Source organism: Actinophytocola sp., assembly GCF_035762905.1.
Taxonomy (GTDB): Bacteria; Actinomycetota; Actinomycetes; order Mycobacteriales; family Pseudonocardiaceae; genus DASYTH01.
This window is the reverse complement of record NZ_DASUCC010000054.1, coordinates 1-15,920: the sequence shown is the minus strand read 5'-3', so window position 1 is coordinate 15,920 and position 15,920 is coordinate 1. Positions and strand designations below refer to the sequence as shown.

The following is a 15,920-nucleotide window of genomic DNA, read 5'->3' as shown; positions in this document are numbered from 1 at the left end:
TCTGGAGGCCGATCTCGGGATCGACACGGTCAAGCAGGCCGAGGTGTTCGCGCTGATCCGGGAGCGGTTCGGGATTCCGCGCGAGGACACGCTCAAGTTGCGTGACTACCCGACGCTCGGTCACGTGATCGGGTTCGTGCGCGAGCGGTCCGAATCCCCCACGGCTGACCAGCAGGCCGAGGCCGTCGAGGTCGCCAACGTCGCCGCCGACGTCACTGAGGCCGACCGGATCCCGCGACGGGTTCCGGTGCCGACGATCCGGCCGCCGGTGGGCATGTGCGCGCCGACCGGAGTCGAACTCGGGGCGGGCGCCCGCGTCATCGTCGCCGCCGACCAGGGTGGCGTGGGTGCGGCGCTGTCCGAACGGCTGGCGGCCCGCGGCGTCGACGTTCTGTCCCTTGAGGACGGGTTGGCCGAAGGACCGGTGCACGGGGTGTACTGGCTGACCGCGCTCGACCACGAGGGCCCGCTCGACGATCTCGCCGCCTGGCGGGAAGCCAACCGGGTCCGGGTCAAGCTGCTCTACGCCACGATGCGGCGACTGTATGACACGGGGGCTTTCCTGATCACCGGCACCCGACTGGGCGGGCGGCACGGTTATGACGACGCCGGTGCGTTCGCGCCGCTGGGTGGCGCGGTCACCGGATTCGCCAAGGCGTTCGCCCGCGAGCGGCCGGACACCCTCGTCAAGGCGGTCGACTTCGGGCATCGGGCGAGCGCCGCGGAGATCGCCGAGGCGCTCGTCGAGGAGACCCTGCACGACCCGGGCGCGGTCGAGATCGGCCACTCCGGCGGACTGCGCTGGACGATCACCGTCGAGGAGCGGCCGGCGACCGGCGCGGGCATGACCCTCGACCACGACACCGTGTTCGTGGTGACCGGCGCTGCCGGCAGCATCGTCTCCGCGATCACCGCCGACCTCGCCGCCGCCTCGGGCGGGACCTTCCACCTGCTCGACCTGACACCCGAGCCCGACCCGGACGACGCCGACATCGCCCGCTTCGCCGGCGACAAGGAGGGCCTGAAGGCAGACCTGATCCAGCGCATGCGCGCGGCCGGCGACCGGCCGACCCCGGTCCTGGTCGAGCGCGAGCTGGCCCGCTACGAACGGCTCGCCGCGGCCCGCGCCGCCATCGACGCCGTGACCGCGGCGGGCGGCCAGGCCCACTACCACAGCGTCGACCTCACCGACGGCGACGCGGTGGCGCAGGCCCTCGCCGGCCTGGACCGGGTCGACGTGCTGCTGCACGCGGCCGGGCTGGACATCAGCCATGCCCTGTCCGACAAGGAACCCCACGAGTACGACCTGGTGTTCGACGTCAAGGCGGACGGTTGGTTCAACCTGGTCAAGGCCATCGGCGACCGCCCGCTCGGCACCACCGTCGCGTTCAGCTCGGTGGCCGGCCGGTTCGGCAACCTCGGCCAGACCGACTACGCCGCCGCCAGCGACCTGCTGTGCAAGCTGGCGTCGGCCATGCGCACCACGCGACCGGACACCCGGGCCATCGCCGTCGACTGGACCGCATGGGCCGGAATCGGCATGGCGACCCGCGGCTCCATCCCGAAAGTCATGGCACAGGCGGGAATCGAGATGCTGCCACCCGAGGTCGGCATCCCGACGATCCGCGGGGAGTTGACCGCCGGCACCAGGGGTGAGCTCGTCGTCGCCGGAGCGCTCGGTGCGATGGTCGAGGAGCGGGACGGCATCGACCCTGCCCAGTTCCCCGCCGCCGGTCCGATGGTGGGCACGGTCGTGCGCTTCGGAGTCCACAGCGGACTCGTCGTCGAAACCACGTTGGACCCGGCCGAGCAGCCGTTCCTGTACGACCACAGGATCGACGGCACACCGGTGCTGCCCGGGGTGATGGGCATCGAAGGGTTCGTCGAGGTGGCGGCCCTTCCGTTGCCCGGCTGGCACCCGGTCCAGGTCGAGGACGTGGAGTTCCTCGCCCCGTGCAAGTTCTACCGGGACGAGCCGCGCACGGTGACGATCACCGCGGCCTTCCGGCCGGACGGCGACGAACTGGTGGCGCACTGCCGCCTGGAGGCCGGCCGGCAACTGGCCAACCAGGTGGAGCCCCAGGTGACCACCCACTTCACCGGCACGGTACGACTCGCCCGGGTGCCCGCCGCCGACATCACCGCACCGGTCCCGAACGCGCCGGACGGCAAGGGCGCGACCGCCGACGCCATCTACGGCGTGTACTTCCACGGCCCGGCGTTCCAGGTCCTCGAGCGGGCCTGGTGCGACGAGCGGGGTCCGGTGGGATCGTTCGCCGCGGGCCTGCCCGTCGACCATGTCCCCGCCGAGCGGCCCGAGTTGGTGGCCCCTCGGCTCATCGAGCTGGTGTTCCAGACGGCGGGAGTCTGGGAGGTCGGTCACGGCGACCGGTTCGGCCTGCCCCGCCAGGTGGACCGAATCGTGCCGCACGGCGGGCGTGACCTCCCGAAGGGTCGGGTGGCCGCGCGAATCTCGTTGGGTGACAACGGGTTCGACGGTCAGGTGATCGACGAGTCCGGCGCGGTGCTACTGGAGCTCAACGGTTACCGCACGGTGGAGCTACCGGGTGGGGTCGACCCCGACCGGCGCGCACCCCTGACCGAGGCCATGTCATGAACCCGGTCGTGAACGCCTTTCACCGGGTGGCGATCGTCAATCGCGGTGAGCCGGCGATGCGGTTCCTCAACGCCGTCGCCGAGCTCAACCGCGAGGGCGGCGAGCCGCTGACGACGATCGCGGTGTACACGGAACCGGATCGGCACGCGATGTTCGTTCGCGAGGCCGACGAGGCGGTCTGCGTCGGTCCGGCCACGGTGTTCGACCAGCACACCGGCCGCGAACGACAGTCCTATGTGGACTATGAGCGACTCGAGCAGGCCCTGGCCGCAGCTCGGGCGGATGCGGTCTGGGTCGGCTGGGGCTTCGTGGCCGAGCACGCGGACTTCGCCGACCTGTGCGACAAGCTGGGGGTCGTCTTCCTCGGCCCGCCGGGTGATGCCATGCGGCGGGTCGGCGACAAGATCGGCGCCAAGCGACTCGCCGAACGGGTCGGGGTTCCGGTCGTGCCGTGGAGTGGCGGTCCGGTGGCGGATCTGGCCGCGGCCACCGCCCAGGCGGCCCGCATCGGCTTTCCGTTGCTGGTCAAGGCGAGCGGCGGGGGCGGCGGGCGGGGCATCCGCCGGGTCGTCGAGCCCGGCGAGCTGTCCGCCGCGTTCGAGGCGGCCCGGACCGAGGCGCGGCACGCGTTCGGCGATCCGTCCGTGTTCCTCGAGCGCGCGCTCCGCCGAACCCGGCATGTCGAGGTGCAGGTGATCGCCGACCGGCACGGCACCGTGTGGCCGGTCGGCCTGCGGGACTGTTCGCTGCAACGCCGTCACCAGAAGGTGATCGAGGAGTCGGCGTGCCCGCTGCTCGACGCCGGCCAGGAGGCGGAGATCCGCGCGGCGGCGGCGCAGCTGTGCCGGTGCGCCGGCTACACCGGCGCGGGCACGGTCGAGTTCCTCTATGCCCCGGACACCCGCGACTACTACTTCCTCGAGGTGAACGCCCGGCTCCAGGTCGAGCACCCGGTGACCGAGTTGACCACCGGTCTGGACCTGGTGAAGCTGCAGATCGCGGTGGCCAGGGGAGAGCGGCTGGGCGGTGCGCCACCGGTCCCGTCCGGCCATGCCATCGAAGCCCGGCTCAACGCCGAGGACGCGGACAACGGGTTCGCCCCCGCACCGGGCCGGATCCGTCGCTTCCGCCCGCCGTGCGGTCCCGGCATCCGGGTGGAGACCGGAGTCGCCGAGGGCGACGCCATCGCGCCGGAGTTCGACTCGATGATCGCCAAGATCCTTGCCTGGGGCCGCAACCGGGAGGAGGCCCGGGCCCGGTTGATCCGCGCCCTGGTCCAGACCCAGGTGATCGTCGAGGGCGGCCGTACCAACAAGGCGTTCCTGCTCACCCTGCTCGGTCATTCCGACGTGGTCGCGGGCCGGTTCGACACCGGCTGGCTGGACGCCCGGATGAGTGTCGGCGAGCTGCTCGAACCGCGGCACGCCGACGTCGCGCTGGTGGCCGCTGCGGTCGAGGCCTACGCGGCCGAGCACGCCCTACACCGCGCCGCGTTCTACGCCGACGTGGCGCGCGGCCGGCCGGGACCGCCGCCGGAAACCGGCCAGCGCATCGAGTTCCGCTATCGCGGCCGGCCCTACGCCCTGCATGTCCGCCAACTCGGGCCGCGCACCTACAGGATCACCACCGGCGGATCCACCGTGGATGTCGAGGTGGAGCGGCTCGGCGACGCCGAGCGGCGGCTCGTCTTCGCCGACCGCGCCCACCGGGTGCTGACGGCGCTCGCCGGTCCGGTGCACACCGTCGAGGTCGAGGGCGTCACGCACACCATCACCCGGGACGAGGGCGGTGTGGTCCACTCCCGGACGCCGGCGGTGGTGGTGTCGGTGGCCGTGGCCGCGGGGGACCGGGTGGCGGTAGGTGATCCGCTCGCCGTGCTCGAGTGCATGAAGATGGAGACGTCGGTGCGGGCCACCTTCCCCGGCCGGGTGCGCTCCGTGCTGGTCGCGCCGAACCAGCAGATCGACGCCGGAGCGCCGCTGCTGCGGCTGGATCCCGTGATCAGCTCGGCGCGGCCGGCGCCGGACGGGTTGGTGGAGCTCGATTTCCCCGGAAAGCCGATGGAGGCGGTCGGCGCCATGCGCGCCTACCTGCTCGGCTACGACGTCGACCCCGCCTCGATACGGCCGGCCGGGCGAGCTGACGCGCTGCCCGTGGCGGGGGAAGCCGAGGTCCTCCAGCTGTTCGCCGATGTCTGCGCGGTCTCACGCCGGGCGCCCGAACCTGCCGACGAGACGGTCGGGGAGCGGGTGCGCGCCGCCGAGGAGCACCTGCTGACCTGCCTGCGCACCTACGAAACCGGCGGCGACGGGCTGCCGCCCGCGTTCCTGCGCCGGCTCATGGGAGTGCTGCGCCACCACGGGATCGAGCGGCTGGTGCCGTCGACCGAGGTGGCGGACGCGCTGCTGCGCCTGTACCGCGCCCAGCAGCGGCTCGACACGGTGGCGGGCGTCGTCGCCGGCATCCTGGACCGCTGGCTTGCGCACCGCCCGCCGAACGCGGAGGACCTGCGCGGGCTGCTCGACCATCTCATCGCCACCACCGACCGCCGGTTCCCCGACATTCTGGACCGCGCCCTGGACGTCCGGTTCCGGTTCTTCGAGCAGCCGATCCTGGCCAGGGCACGGACCGCGCTGTACGCGGAAATGGACGGCCACATCATCGCGCTGGCCACCGGCACCGGCCCGGAGGAGCAGGCCCGGCGGATGGCCGCGCTCATCGCCTGCCCGCAACCCCTGCGCCCGGCGCTGTTGCGCTGGTACCAACGCGGCACCGAGCAGGAGCGGGCCGTCGCCCTCGAGGTCGCCGCCCGGCGCTACTACCGGATCCGCGACGTCACCGACGTCACGCTGGTAGCGGTGGACGGGATCCGGATGGCGGCGGCGGACTACCACCTCGCCGGATTCGACGTTCATCTCATGGTCGGCTGCTCCCCTGTGGACGATCTTCCCGCGCTGGTGCCGGCCGTGGTCCGGCACCTGGCCGCCGTCGCGGCGGAGCCCGTCCTCGACCTGCATCTGTGGCAGGACACCGACCTCGGGGAGGCGAACGCGGTCCGGGACCGGCTGCTGCGTGACCTGAACGGTTTCGGGCGGCCCATGCACCGCGTCGACGTCACGATCACGGCCACGACGTCGGGGGTCACCTACCACTACACCTTTCGGTCCAGATCGGACAGTGGGTTGGTGGAGGACGAGCTGTACCGGAACATGCACCCGATGCTGGCCAAGCGGCTCAATCTGGACCGGCTGCGCCACTTCGCGATCACCCGGCTCGACTCCGCCGAGGACGTGTACCTGTTCCACGGCATCGCCCGGACCAACCCGAAGGACGAGCGGCTCTTCGCACTCGCCGAAGTCCGTGATCTCACACCGGTTCGGGACGAGGCCGGTCGCGTGACCGGGTTCCCGCTGCTGGAACGCATCATGGCGGAGATCCTGTCCGGCATCCGGCGGTACCAGGCCCACCGCCCGCCGGGGCAGCGGTTGCTGAAGAACCTGGTGCTGCTGCACGTCCGTCCCCGGTGGACCTATCCGGTCGAGCTGTGGCGCGACCTCGCGCACAAGCTGGCGCCGGCGATCCGCGGCCTGGGCATCGAGCACGTCATCGTCCGCGGGCGGCTCGGCGACGGCCGTGAGTTGGCCCTCGACGTGACCAACCCCGGCGAGCGGGGCGTCGTGGTCACTCCCACGGAACCGTCCGACGAGCCGATCGAGCCGCTCGACGAGTACGGCCTGCGGGTGCTGCGCAGCCAGCGGCGCGGCGATGTCCATCCGTACGAGCTGATCCGGTTGCTCACCCCACCGGCGGGCTCGACGTCCGACTTCCCGGCGGGCGACTTCGTCGAGCACGACCTGGACGAGGAGGGCGGTCTGCTCCCGGTGGACCGCCCGCCCGGTGGGAACACGGCCAACCTCGTGGTCGGGCTGATCCGCAACAGCACGTCCACCGTGCCGGAAGGCATGCGCCGGGTGCTCATCGCCAGCGATCCCAGCCGGAGCCTGGGCGCGCTGGCCGAACCCGAGTGCCGACGGATCATCGCCGCGCTGGACCTGGCCCAGCGGGACCGGCTGCCGGTGGAGTGGTTCGCGGTGTCCTCCGGGGCGCGCATCTCGATGGCCAGCGGCACCGAGAACATGGACTGGATCGGCGCCGTGCTGCGCCGGATCATCACGTTCACCCAGGCCGGCGGCGAGATCAACATCGTGGTCACCGGCATCAACGTGGGCGCCCAGCCGTACTGGAACGCCGAGGCGACCATGCTCATGCACACCTGCGGGGTACTGATCATGTTGCCGGACGGCGCCATGGTGCTCACCGGCAAACAGGCCCTGGACTTCTCCGGCGGGGTCTCCGCCGAGGACAACCTGGGTATCGGCGGCTTCCAGCGCATCATGGGCCCCAACGGCCAAGCGCAGTACCACGCCGCGGACCTCGAGTCAGCCTGCGAGATCCTGTTCCGGCACTACGCGCACACCTACGTGGTGCCCGGAGAGCGGTTCCCGCGCCGGGCGGTCACGACCGATCCGGCCGGCCGGGACGTGCGCGCCGCGCCGCACACCGGGTTCGGGTTCTCGGTGGTCGGCGACATCTTCTCCGCGGAGGCCAACCCCGAGCGCAAGAAGCCGTTCGACATCCGTTCGGTCATGCGCGCCGTCAGCGACACCGACCACGAGCCGCTGGAACGCTGGGAGCACTGGCGACACGCCGACACCGCCGTGGTCTGGGATGCGTGCCTGGGTGGGATTCCCGTGTGCCTCATCGGTTTCGAGTCCCATCCGGTGGCCCGCGAGGGCCTGGTGCCCGGCGACGGCCCGTCGGCCTGGACCTCCGGCACGCTGTTCCCGCAGTCGTCGAAGAAGGTCGCCCGGGCCATCAACGCGGCCAGCGGCAACCGCCCCGTTGTCGTGCTGGCCAACCTGTCCGGCTTCGACGGCTCCCCGGAGTCGATGCGGCTTCGCCAACTCGAGTACGGCGCCGAGATCGGCCGGGCGGTCACCAACTTCGACGGTCCCATCGTGTTCGCCGTCATCTCCCGCTACCACGGCGGCGCTTTCGTGGTGTTCTCCAAGCGCCTCAACGAGAATCTGGAGGTGGTCGCCGTCGAGGGCGCCTACGCCTCGGTCATCGGCGGCGCCCCCGCGGCCGCCGTGGTGTTCGCCCGGGAGGTCTCCGCCCGCACCAAGTCCGACCCGCGGGTCCCCGGTGCCGACCGCGAGGTCGTCGAGGCCGTGCACGCCGTAAAGCTCGGCGAGGTCGCCCGGGAGTTCGACGAGATTCACAGCATCACCCGGGCGCTGGAGGTCGGCTCCGTCGACCGCATCATCCCCGCCGCGGAGCTTCGGCACTACCTCATCACCGCCGTGGAACGAGGCATGGCCCGCGCGATCACCGCGCGCTGAGCCACGAGTGCGCCGGTATCGCGGCGGCGAGGTGCGGCTCCTCGAGGCAGACCGGAGGACCGTGCTCGCCGTCGGCCGCGACGGTCAGCAGAAAGTCGTGGTAGCGCCGCCACCAGCCGGGGAACGTGGCGCCCTCTTCGGTGTGTGCCGCGAGGCGGGCCCACCGCGCCTGCCCGTCCGGGTCGAGGATCTCGATCTCGACAGAGCGGGTGTCCCGGCGCAGACCGGTCTGCAGGACCTTGAGGGCGCTCTCCTTGGCCGACCACACCAGGTTGGCGAGCAGGTCGCGGTCCCGGCCGGCGCCGAGGACGGTGTCTCGTTCCCGCGGGGTGAACCAGTCTCGGATGAACACCTCGGTGCGCGGCTCGACGAGTTCGAGGTCGCAACCCACGGCGCGACTGGGATGCGCGACGACACAGACCGCCCAGTCCGCCCGGTCGGTCAGGGAGACCGAGACGGGCGCGGGTCGGTCTGCGACGAACGGCAGCGGGGCACCGGTCGGGGCGGGGCGCAGTTCGATGCGAGCCAGCGTGGCGGGATCGTCGCCGAGACCGAGGAACGCGGCGACGGCGTGTTTGGCCGTCCACCGACCCAACCGCATCTCGGTGCGGCGCTTGGGAAAGCGCAGCATCGCCAGGCGGGCCGACTCGGCGGGGGAGAGCCAGTCCGCGCACGGCGGCACCTCGCCCATCCCGCGGGCCAACCAGCGCACCGTCGGTGACATGACTCGACCATGCCCCGACCGAGTTCGGCCGGACAGGGACGGAAGTCCCGAGCCGGCAGGGGCGTGCGATCCGAGTGGGAGGTTCCTCCGACTCTCACGTGCGGGCGCGGGGTCCGGCAACGGTGGGAGCAGGACCCTGGACAGGAATCGAGGCAGTGATGAGCGGCCTGACCGTCGCGGTGACCGGCCCGACCGGAACGTTCGGGTTCGGCCTGGTCCCGCTCCTGCAGGCGGACGACCGGATCGGCCGGATCATCGGCATAGCCCGCCGCCCGTTCGACCCGGCCGGCCACGGCTGGTCCAAGATGGACTACCGGCGGGGCGACGTCCGCGACCTGGGCACCCTCGAGGCCGCGTTCGCCGGCGCCGACGTGGTGATCCACCTCGCGTTTCTGATCACCGGCAACGCCGCGCCAGACACCATCCGGCAGATCAACGTCGACGGCACGCGCAACGCCTTCCGGGCCGCGGTCGCCGCCGGTGCGTACCGGTTCGTGTTCGCCTCCTCGGTAGCCGCCTACGGTTTCCACCGCGACAATCCGGTCGGCCTCACCGAGGACTGGCCGGTGCGTCCGGCCGCCCGGCTGTTCTACGCCAGGGAGAAGGCCGAACTCGAGCGGGCGCTGCGCGACGAGGCGGTCGAGCACCCGGAGATCGGGCTCTACCTGTTGCGCCCGTCCATCGTGGTAGGCCCGCACGCGCTCGGCGCCAAGAACCTGGTTCCCGCGCCGCTGGCCACACTCGGCCGGCGCCTGCTCGGCGTCGCCGGACGCGTTCGGCTGCCGGTCCTGGTCCCCGACGTTCCGCTGCAACTCGTGCACGAAACCGACGTCGGCGCGGCCATTCTGCGCTGCGCGGTGGGCGGCGGACCACCCGGTGCCTACAACCTCGCCGCACCCGGCGTACTGTCCGTTGTGGACCTGGCCAGTGAGCTCGGCCTCACTCCGGTGCCGGTGCCGGCCGCGCTGGTCCACCCCGCCGCTCGCCTGCTGTCCACCGTGCCGGTACTGCCACCGGCGGCCGGCTGGGTCGAGGCCGCCAGCCACCCGGCGATCATGGACACCACCCGGGCGCAGCGCGACCTCGGCTGGAAACCCCGCTACACCGCCAGAGAAGCGCTCCGCGACACCCTCAGGCCGGAACCCGGTACAGCGTCGCCCCACCCGTGACGCCCGCGCCCGCGGCCACCAGCAGTACCGTGCTGCCCGGTGCCAGTGGGCCGGCATCACGCAGGGCGGCGATGAGGGCTGGGGTGTGGATGCGCACATCGCGCGCCACCGCGATTCGGGCCGCTGGCAGGTCCAGTTCGGTGGCCAGCCGGGCGGTGAATCCGGGTCGCGCCGGGGCGGCGACCACCAGATCGACCTCCGCGGGGGTGACGCCGGCGGAGGTGAGGCAGTCCCGGGCGGCCCGGCCGGCCGCGGCGGCGAACACCGTGTCCATTGTGGACGGCACGCTGATGGTGAGCCGGTTCCGTCCGTTGCGCGGCCCGAGGGTGGCGCGGAACGACTCGCCGCCGTCTGGGAGGTTGGTCCAGCGGAACGGGCCGAGGCCGCTGTCCCCGCCGGTGTCCCCGTCGGCCCAGCGGCACATCAGCGCGCCGCCGGCCGCGGCGAACGGGAAGCGCTCGGTCAGGCCGTGGCCGGGGTCGGTGTCGCTGGCCACGACGAGGGCCCGGCGGATCGCGCCGGACCGCAGGAAACCGTCGACCACCTGGAGCGCGGTGAGCACCCCGCAGACGCCGTTGGCCACGTCGAAGGAGAACGTGCCGTGTCCGCCCGGGTGTGGATCCTCCGGGTGGGCGCCGATGTCGTCCTGGACCAGCGCCGCGAGCGCGGGCTCGGCGAGATTGCGGTCCCGGTAGAGCCCGGCGTTGACGACCAGGTCCAGATCGCCAGGCGGGCATCCGGCCGCATCGAGGCAGGCGTCGGCCGCGCGCACCGCCAGCCGCAACGCGCGATGCCGCGCGGGCCAGCGGCGACCGGTCAGGGTTGGGTGCGAGGCGATGGTGCCCATGACTGCTCCAGCAGCTGCTCGTCGGCGGTGAACAGGACGACGCCGATCTCCAGCCCGGAGGCCAGGGCGATCAGCGCGATGGTCTCGCCGGGCTGGATCCGCCCGGCGGCGAGCTCGTCGATCAGCGCGACGGTGTGCGTGGTCGACGCGGTGTTGCCGTACCGGTCGACGCTGATCACCGCCTCGTGCCGGGGGGCGTCGCCGAGTACGGCGGTCACGTGGGCCATGCCCTTGCGGATGGCCCGGGCCGAGGTCTGATGGGTGATCACGTGGTCGACCTCGCCAAGCCCGATGCCCACGGTGTCGAGAACCTCTTGCAGCAGCGGGGGAATCGCGGCGGTGGCCGCCTTGTGGATCGCCCGGGCCTTGGTGAACATCCTGGCCTCGGGCTCGCCGGCGACGGTGTAGCCGACGCAGAGCCGGCTGTGCCCGGCCAGCGTGGTGAACCCGGCCAGGCGGATCCCGCCGGCGCGCTCGGGCGCCCGCTCCAGCAGGAGCGCGGCGCCGGCATCGCCGAGCGTGAGCGAGGCCAGTTCCCGGCTCAGGATGTTGCGCACGTGCCGGGCGGCGTTGCGGCCGAGTTGGGAGATGTACTCGCCGCTGACCACGAGGCCGCGCTCGACGACGCCCTGCCGGATCATGTTGTTGAGCACGGTGACCCCGGAGAGCATCCCGGCACAGGCGTTGGACAGGTCGAAGGTCATCGCCTTCGTCGCCCCGATCTCCCCGGCCACCGCGATGCTCATGGTCGGCTCTATCCAGTGGATGAACCCCTTGCGGCACTTACTGATGCTGCAGTTGATCACGACGTCCAGCGTGTCGGCCGGCCGGCCCGAGCGGCGCAGGCAGTCCAGGGCGGCGGATGTGGCCAGGGTGTAGGAATCCTCGTCGCCGACCGAGACCCGCCGTTCGTGGATGCCGGTGAGCCGTTCGAGATCGATGTGCGTGCGGTGGCGGGTGGAGGCCATCAACTCGTCGGTCGTCAGGTGGGTCACCGGCAGGTGCCGGCCGGCGCCCGCGATGCGTGACCGGTAGGGCGCTCGGCTGTCCGCCTCCGTCATCAGCCAATGATTGGGCATCAGCGCTCACCTCCTGCCTCAACCGTGGCTGGGCGGACAGCGGCGAAACAGTGCGCAAGGACCCTCCGACACGTGCCGCAGGTCCCTGTCCGCACTCCGCTGGTCGCGCGAACGTGGTGCCATGAACGGTGTGCGCATGGCACCGGCCCGCGCTCCGCTGGCCACCCTGGTGGCCCGTCTGGCCGGTCGGGTGACCCGAACCGAACCCCAGCGGGTGTTCACCACGCTCGCCCGCAATCGCCGCCTGTTCCGCCGCTGGCTCCCGTTCGCCGGGGGGTTGCTGCGCGGTGACCTGCCCCGCGCGGACACCGAACTGCTGATACTGCGCACCGCGTGGAACTGTGCCGGTTGGTACGTGTGGGTCCAGCACGCCGGCCTGGCACCGGCTCGCGGCCTGGCGCCGGCCCTGGTCGGTGCCGTCCCCGCCTGGCCGGACCGTCCGGTGTGGACACCGCGCCAACATGACCTGCTCGACGCGGCCGATCAGCTGCACCGCGACCACGTGATCGCCGACCTCACCTGGGCTCGGCTGGCCGGCGAGCGCAGCGACGCCGAGCTGGTCGAGCTGTGCCTGCTGGTCGGTCACTACGAGATGCTGTGCCTGACGACCAACTCGCTCGGCATCGAGCCGGAGCCCGCGGCGCTTGCGGCGCTGACCGCGCCTGCCACGGCCGCCGCCGCGGCCCTGCGCGCCAGGCTCGTCTCGGCCAGGCGCCCGTAGCGTCCGCTTGCCCGGGTCAGGCGTATCCCGACGGGTCCGACACTTCCGCCGGACTGCCCTTGCCGGTCACGAGCCGTTCGTAGAGGGCGATGTACTGCAGCATCGAGCGCGTCCCCAGGAAGCCGTTCTGCACGCGTTGGCGGGCCTGCTTGCCCATCGTCGCGGCCAGTTCTGGGTTGGCGAGCAGGTCGAGGACGGCGTCGCCGTAAGCGGCCAGGTCCTGTGCGTCGACGAGCCGGCCGGACCGGCCGTCCTCGATCTGGTCCTGAATCCCGCCGATTCGGCTGGCCACCACGGGTCGTGCCTTCCACATTGCCTCGGCCACGGTGAGCCCGAAGCCCTCGGCGGTCGACTTCTGCACGATTACATCCGCGCGGCGCTGCAACGCGTTGACGATCGCGGCGTTCTCCTCGAGGTCGATCATCGGCAGCGTCACGAGGTGGACGTGTTCTCGCGCCTTGGCCGGCAGCGCGGCGAAGCACGCTTTGGCTTCCGCGAGCACCTCCCTGCCCTCGGGGTCGTCGGCGATGGCCTCGACGGACGGGCCGGCGTAGACGAGGTGCGCATCGCAGCGGGGCAGGACGTGCCGCACGAACCCGTCGATCACCCCGAGCGGGTCCTTGAGCCGATCCCAGCGCGAGACCTGCAGCACGACCACGTCGTCCGGGCGCAGGGGCCGACCCTCGTCCACCTCGGCGCGTCGCTCGACCCGCCCCGGCGAGGCGTCCATGCGGGCAAACGACGCATCGCCGGTGCGGGTCGCACCGTCCTGCTGCAGGCCGGCGGCCGCGAGGATGCCGGTGACCTGGCCGTCGGACAGCTCCTGGTTCTTGGCCGAGTAGGCGTCGATCGACGGCGCGATCAGCACGGTCTTGTCGGGCTCGAGTTCGTTCCAGACGTACTGTCTGCGGGAGAAGACGTAGGCGTCGGCCTGCTGGACGTAGCCACGCAGAAACGCCCATGCCCGGCGCGTGATCTCCCCGGCGGTGTCGATGCCCACATGGCAACGCCAGACGACCGGCACGCCGACCTGCTTGATCGCGGGAATCATCCCCGCGGTCTGCGGATCGTGCAGCAGCACGACATCGCCCGGGACGACCCGGTTCGCAAGCTCCGCACCCGCGGCGCGGGTGACCGACTCGTACGCCTCGCGCGCCTCGTCATCGAGCGGCAGGCCGTCACCGACAGCGCCGTGCAGGTTGTTGTGGATGCGCTTGGTCACCGCGAAGAACGGCTCGTTGCCCTCGATGACCTCCCACCGTTCGTCGACGCCGGCACCGCGCGCGTAGCCGAGCAACGACGCGAGCATCTCGGCCACTCCGCCACCCCGCGAGGTCGAGTTCACCTGCCACATCGCGTGGCCGTCGAGCAGATCCCGGCCGCGCGCGAAACGCTCCATCAACCGGCGATAGTCCCTCTCGCCGATCAGCGACTCGAACCGCTCAACCGGCAGCGCCGCGATCGGGACCGAGGTCAGCACGGGCATGGCTCGAACCCTAGACGATCGTCGCCCGCCCAGACCGAAATCTCCCGAGCGCAACAGTCGGCGGAACCGCCCCGTCCAGGTCGAGATCCGCTACGGCAAGCTCCGCAAGATCATCCGATGGCGGTCGAGATCGGCTTGGCGGCCCGGCATTCGCAGGTTGTTGATCGCCTGGCGGATGTGTTGTTCATTCTTGTAGGCATCTGATCGGTCACATGAGGAGGCTCCGATGCCTTGGAAATCCGGAAAGCGCCTATTGTGTGCCGCGGCGGGTGTGCTGGTCGGCCTGAACGTCGGTCAAATTCCCGTGGGTGCGGAGGCTTTGACCGAAGCGGGCGTAGCGGACCACTCTCAGGTCATCGAACTGGAAAGGCCAGTGGGGGAGGAAGCTTTTGTCTACGCTATCAACGATAACGACGTTGTGGCAGGTGCGGTGCTAGGAAACGTCTGGCGTGCGGCCACATGGGACCGAAACGGTAAGATCAGATTGTTGGCCGAAGTGCCCGGTGGCTCTCCGACCGGTGCGATCACCGAACTCCCCTCGGTGGGATCCGGGATCAACGAGGCGTGGGCCATCAACCGGCACGGGGTGATCGCCGGTACCGTTCAGGAGAACTTTCCCAGCACGCCGATACTTCCCGGCCGCTGGGATCGACAAGGCCGTCTGACCGAGCTGAGCGTTCCGGCTGGCGCCGTAACTTCCTCGGCGTCCTACATCAGCGACAACGGGTCGGTTGCCGGAGAACTGGGTTTCGCGACGCAGATGCGCGCTGCGCGTTGGAACCCGGCGGGCACTACGTTGAGCTGGAGACGTTACCGGGTAACAGGAGCACCTTCGTCGTGTCGATGAACGACCGAGACGTGATCATCGGGCAGTCCGAGGGGGGAGACCTCCTTGAACGGAGTCTTCTGGGACCGCAATGGCAGCGTGCACAGACTGACCCCTCTGCCTGGCGACACGGCGGCCTTTGCGATGACGATCAACAACAAGGGCAGCATCGCGGGAACCTCATGGCGCACCAACGCGTCTCGAGGGGTGATGTGGCGCCACATCGCTAAGTGATCAGTCAGAATGAGTTGGCCCGTCGATCGGTGCACACCCGTAGCCGGCAGAAGCCTTTGAGCCGGGCGAAGGTGCGCTCCACCGGCCAGCACACCAAACCGAAGCCGGCGGTATTGCTGGCGCTCGGCCAGATCCGGTACCAACTGCTGATCCTGGACCGCAATCATGACTGGAACGGCGCTACCCCACGTGAGGGTGCCCAGCGCATCACCGAGGACGCGGCCTTCGACCAGCGGCGTGAGATCTGGTGCCGATGTGGAACCTTCTCCCCGTCGTGGTGCTCAGGTTTCCTCTGGGTGCATTTCGATGGCGCCGCAGGGGCATTCGGTGGCGCAGATGCCGCAGCCTTTGCAGTAGTTGTAGTCGATTTCGTAGCGCTGGCCGGGGCCGAGTTTGATGATGGCGTTGTCGGGGCAGACGCCGAGGCAGTTGTCGCATTCGAAGCAGTTGCCGCAGGACAGGCAGCGGCGGGCTTCGAACAGGGCGGTGGTTTCGTCGAGGCCGCCGACGACTTCGTCGAAGGTGGTGGTGCGGCGGGCGAGGTCGAGGCTGGGCCGGACGGTGGCCGGCGCGTCGGAGTAGTACCAGGTGTTGAGCCGGTCGTAGGAGGCCAGCGTTGGTTTGCTGGCGGGCGTGTACTCGGCACCGCGCAGCCACGCGTCGATGTTCTTCGCGGCTTTCTTGCCGTGTCCGACGGCGACGGTGACGGTGCGTTCGGAGGGGGTCATGTCGCCGCCGGCGAAGACTCCGGGGTGGCCGGTCATCATGCCGGCGGTGACCTTGACGGTGCCGGCGTCGGTGCCGTCGCGTTCGAT

Annotated in this window: 10 protein-coding genes; 5 read left to right on the top strand and 5 right to left on the bottom strand. The window is 71.0% G+C overall.

Annotated features, from left to right (window positions below; translation table 11 throughout):
- On the top strand, positions 1-2,617 hold a 2,617-nt coding region (locus VFV67_RS10095; RefSeq protein WP_326469031.1), incomplete at its 5' end, for an SDR family NAD(P)-dependent oxidoreductase.
- Positions 2,614-8,019 carry a carboxyl transferase domain-containing protein gene (locus tag VFV67_RS10090; protein WP_326469029.1) on the top strand — a complete coding sequence of 1,802 codons (5,406 nt, stop codon included), beginning with the start codon at positions 2,614-2,616 and terminating at the stop codon, positions 8,017-8,019. The genes VFV67_RS10095 and VFV67_RS10090, both read left to right, overlap by 4 nt.
- Here VFV67_RS10090 and VFV67_RS10085 read toward each other — a convergent pair.
- Positions 8,006-8,743, bottom strand: coding sequence for a 4'-phosphopantetheinyl transferase family protein (locus VFV67_RS10085; RefSeq protein ID WP_326469027.1), 738 nt, complete (start codon positions 8,741-8,743; stop codon positions 8,006-8,008). The genes VFV67_RS10090 and VFV67_RS10085 overlap by 14 nt on opposite strands.
- 158 nt (positions 8,744-8,901) lie before the next feature.
- Here VFV67_RS10085 and VFV67_RS10080 point away from each other — a divergent pair, with 158 nt between their 5' ends.
- Entirely contained in the window at positions 8,902-9,912 is a 1,011-nt protein-coding gene (locus VFV67_RS10080; RefSeq protein ID WP_326469025.1) for an NAD-dependent epimerase/dehydratase family protein, read from the top strand.
- On the opposite strand, the gene VFV67_RS10075 is transcribed toward VFV67_RS10080, so the two are convergent.
- Both VFV67_RS10075 and VFV67_RS10070 read right to left on the bottom strand, forming a co-directional pair.
- On the bottom strand, positions 9,875-10,759 hold the full coding sequence (locus tag VFV67_RS10075; protein ID WP_326469023.1) for a 3-oxoacyl-[acyl-carrier-protein] synthase III C-terminal domain-containing protein: 885 nt from the start codon (positions 10,757-10,759) through the stop codon (positions 9,875-9,877). The two genes, VFV67_RS10080 and VFV67_RS10075, sit on opposite strands and share 38 nt — an antisense overlap.
- Positions 10,729-11,820, bottom strand: a complete 1,092-nt coding sequence (locus VFV67_RS10070; RefSeq protein ID WP_326469022.1) for a 3-oxoacyl-ACP synthase III family protein — start codon at positions 11,818-11,820, stop codon at positions 10,729-10,731. The genes VFV67_RS10075 and VFV67_RS10070 overlap by 31 nt, the downstream gene beginning before the upstream one ends.
- A gap of 139 nt (positions 11,821-11,959) precedes the next feature.
- Between VFV67_RS10070 and VFV67_RS10065 the strand changes: the two genes are divergently transcribed.
- Positions 11,960-12,559, top strand: coding sequence for a carboxymuconolactone decarboxylase family protein (locus VFV67_RS10065; RefSeq protein WP_326469021.1), 600 nt, complete (start codon positions 11,960-11,962; stop codon positions 12,557-12,559).
- A gap of 16 nt (positions 12,560-12,575) precedes the next feature.
- Here the strand turns inward: VFV67_RS10065 and VFV67_RS10060 are convergent, their stop codons facing one another.
- Positions 12,576-14,045 carry a glycosyltransferase gene (locus tag VFV67_RS10060; RefSeq protein WP_326469019.1) on the bottom strand — a complete coding sequence of 490 codons (1,470 nt, stop codon included), beginning with the start codon at positions 14,043-14,045 and terminating at the stop codon, positions 12,576-12,578.
- Positions 14,046-14,271: 226 nt separating this feature from the next.
- On the opposite strand from VFV67_RS10060, the gene VFV67_RS10055 reads away from it, so the two are divergent.
- On the top strand, positions 14,272-14,892 hold the full coding sequence (locus tag VFV67_RS10055) for a hypothetical protein (protein WP_326469017.1): 621 nt from the start codon (positions 14,272-14,274) through the stop codon (positions 14,890-14,892).
- 494 nt (positions 14,893-15,386) lie between these two features.
- Here the strand turns inward: VFV67_RS10055 and VFV67_RS10050 are convergent.
- Positions 15,387-15,920 (bottom strand): 4Fe-4S dicluster domain-containing protein (locus VFV67_RS10050; RefSeq protein ID WP_326469015.1); only part of this gene is annotated, 534 nt, incomplete at its 5' end.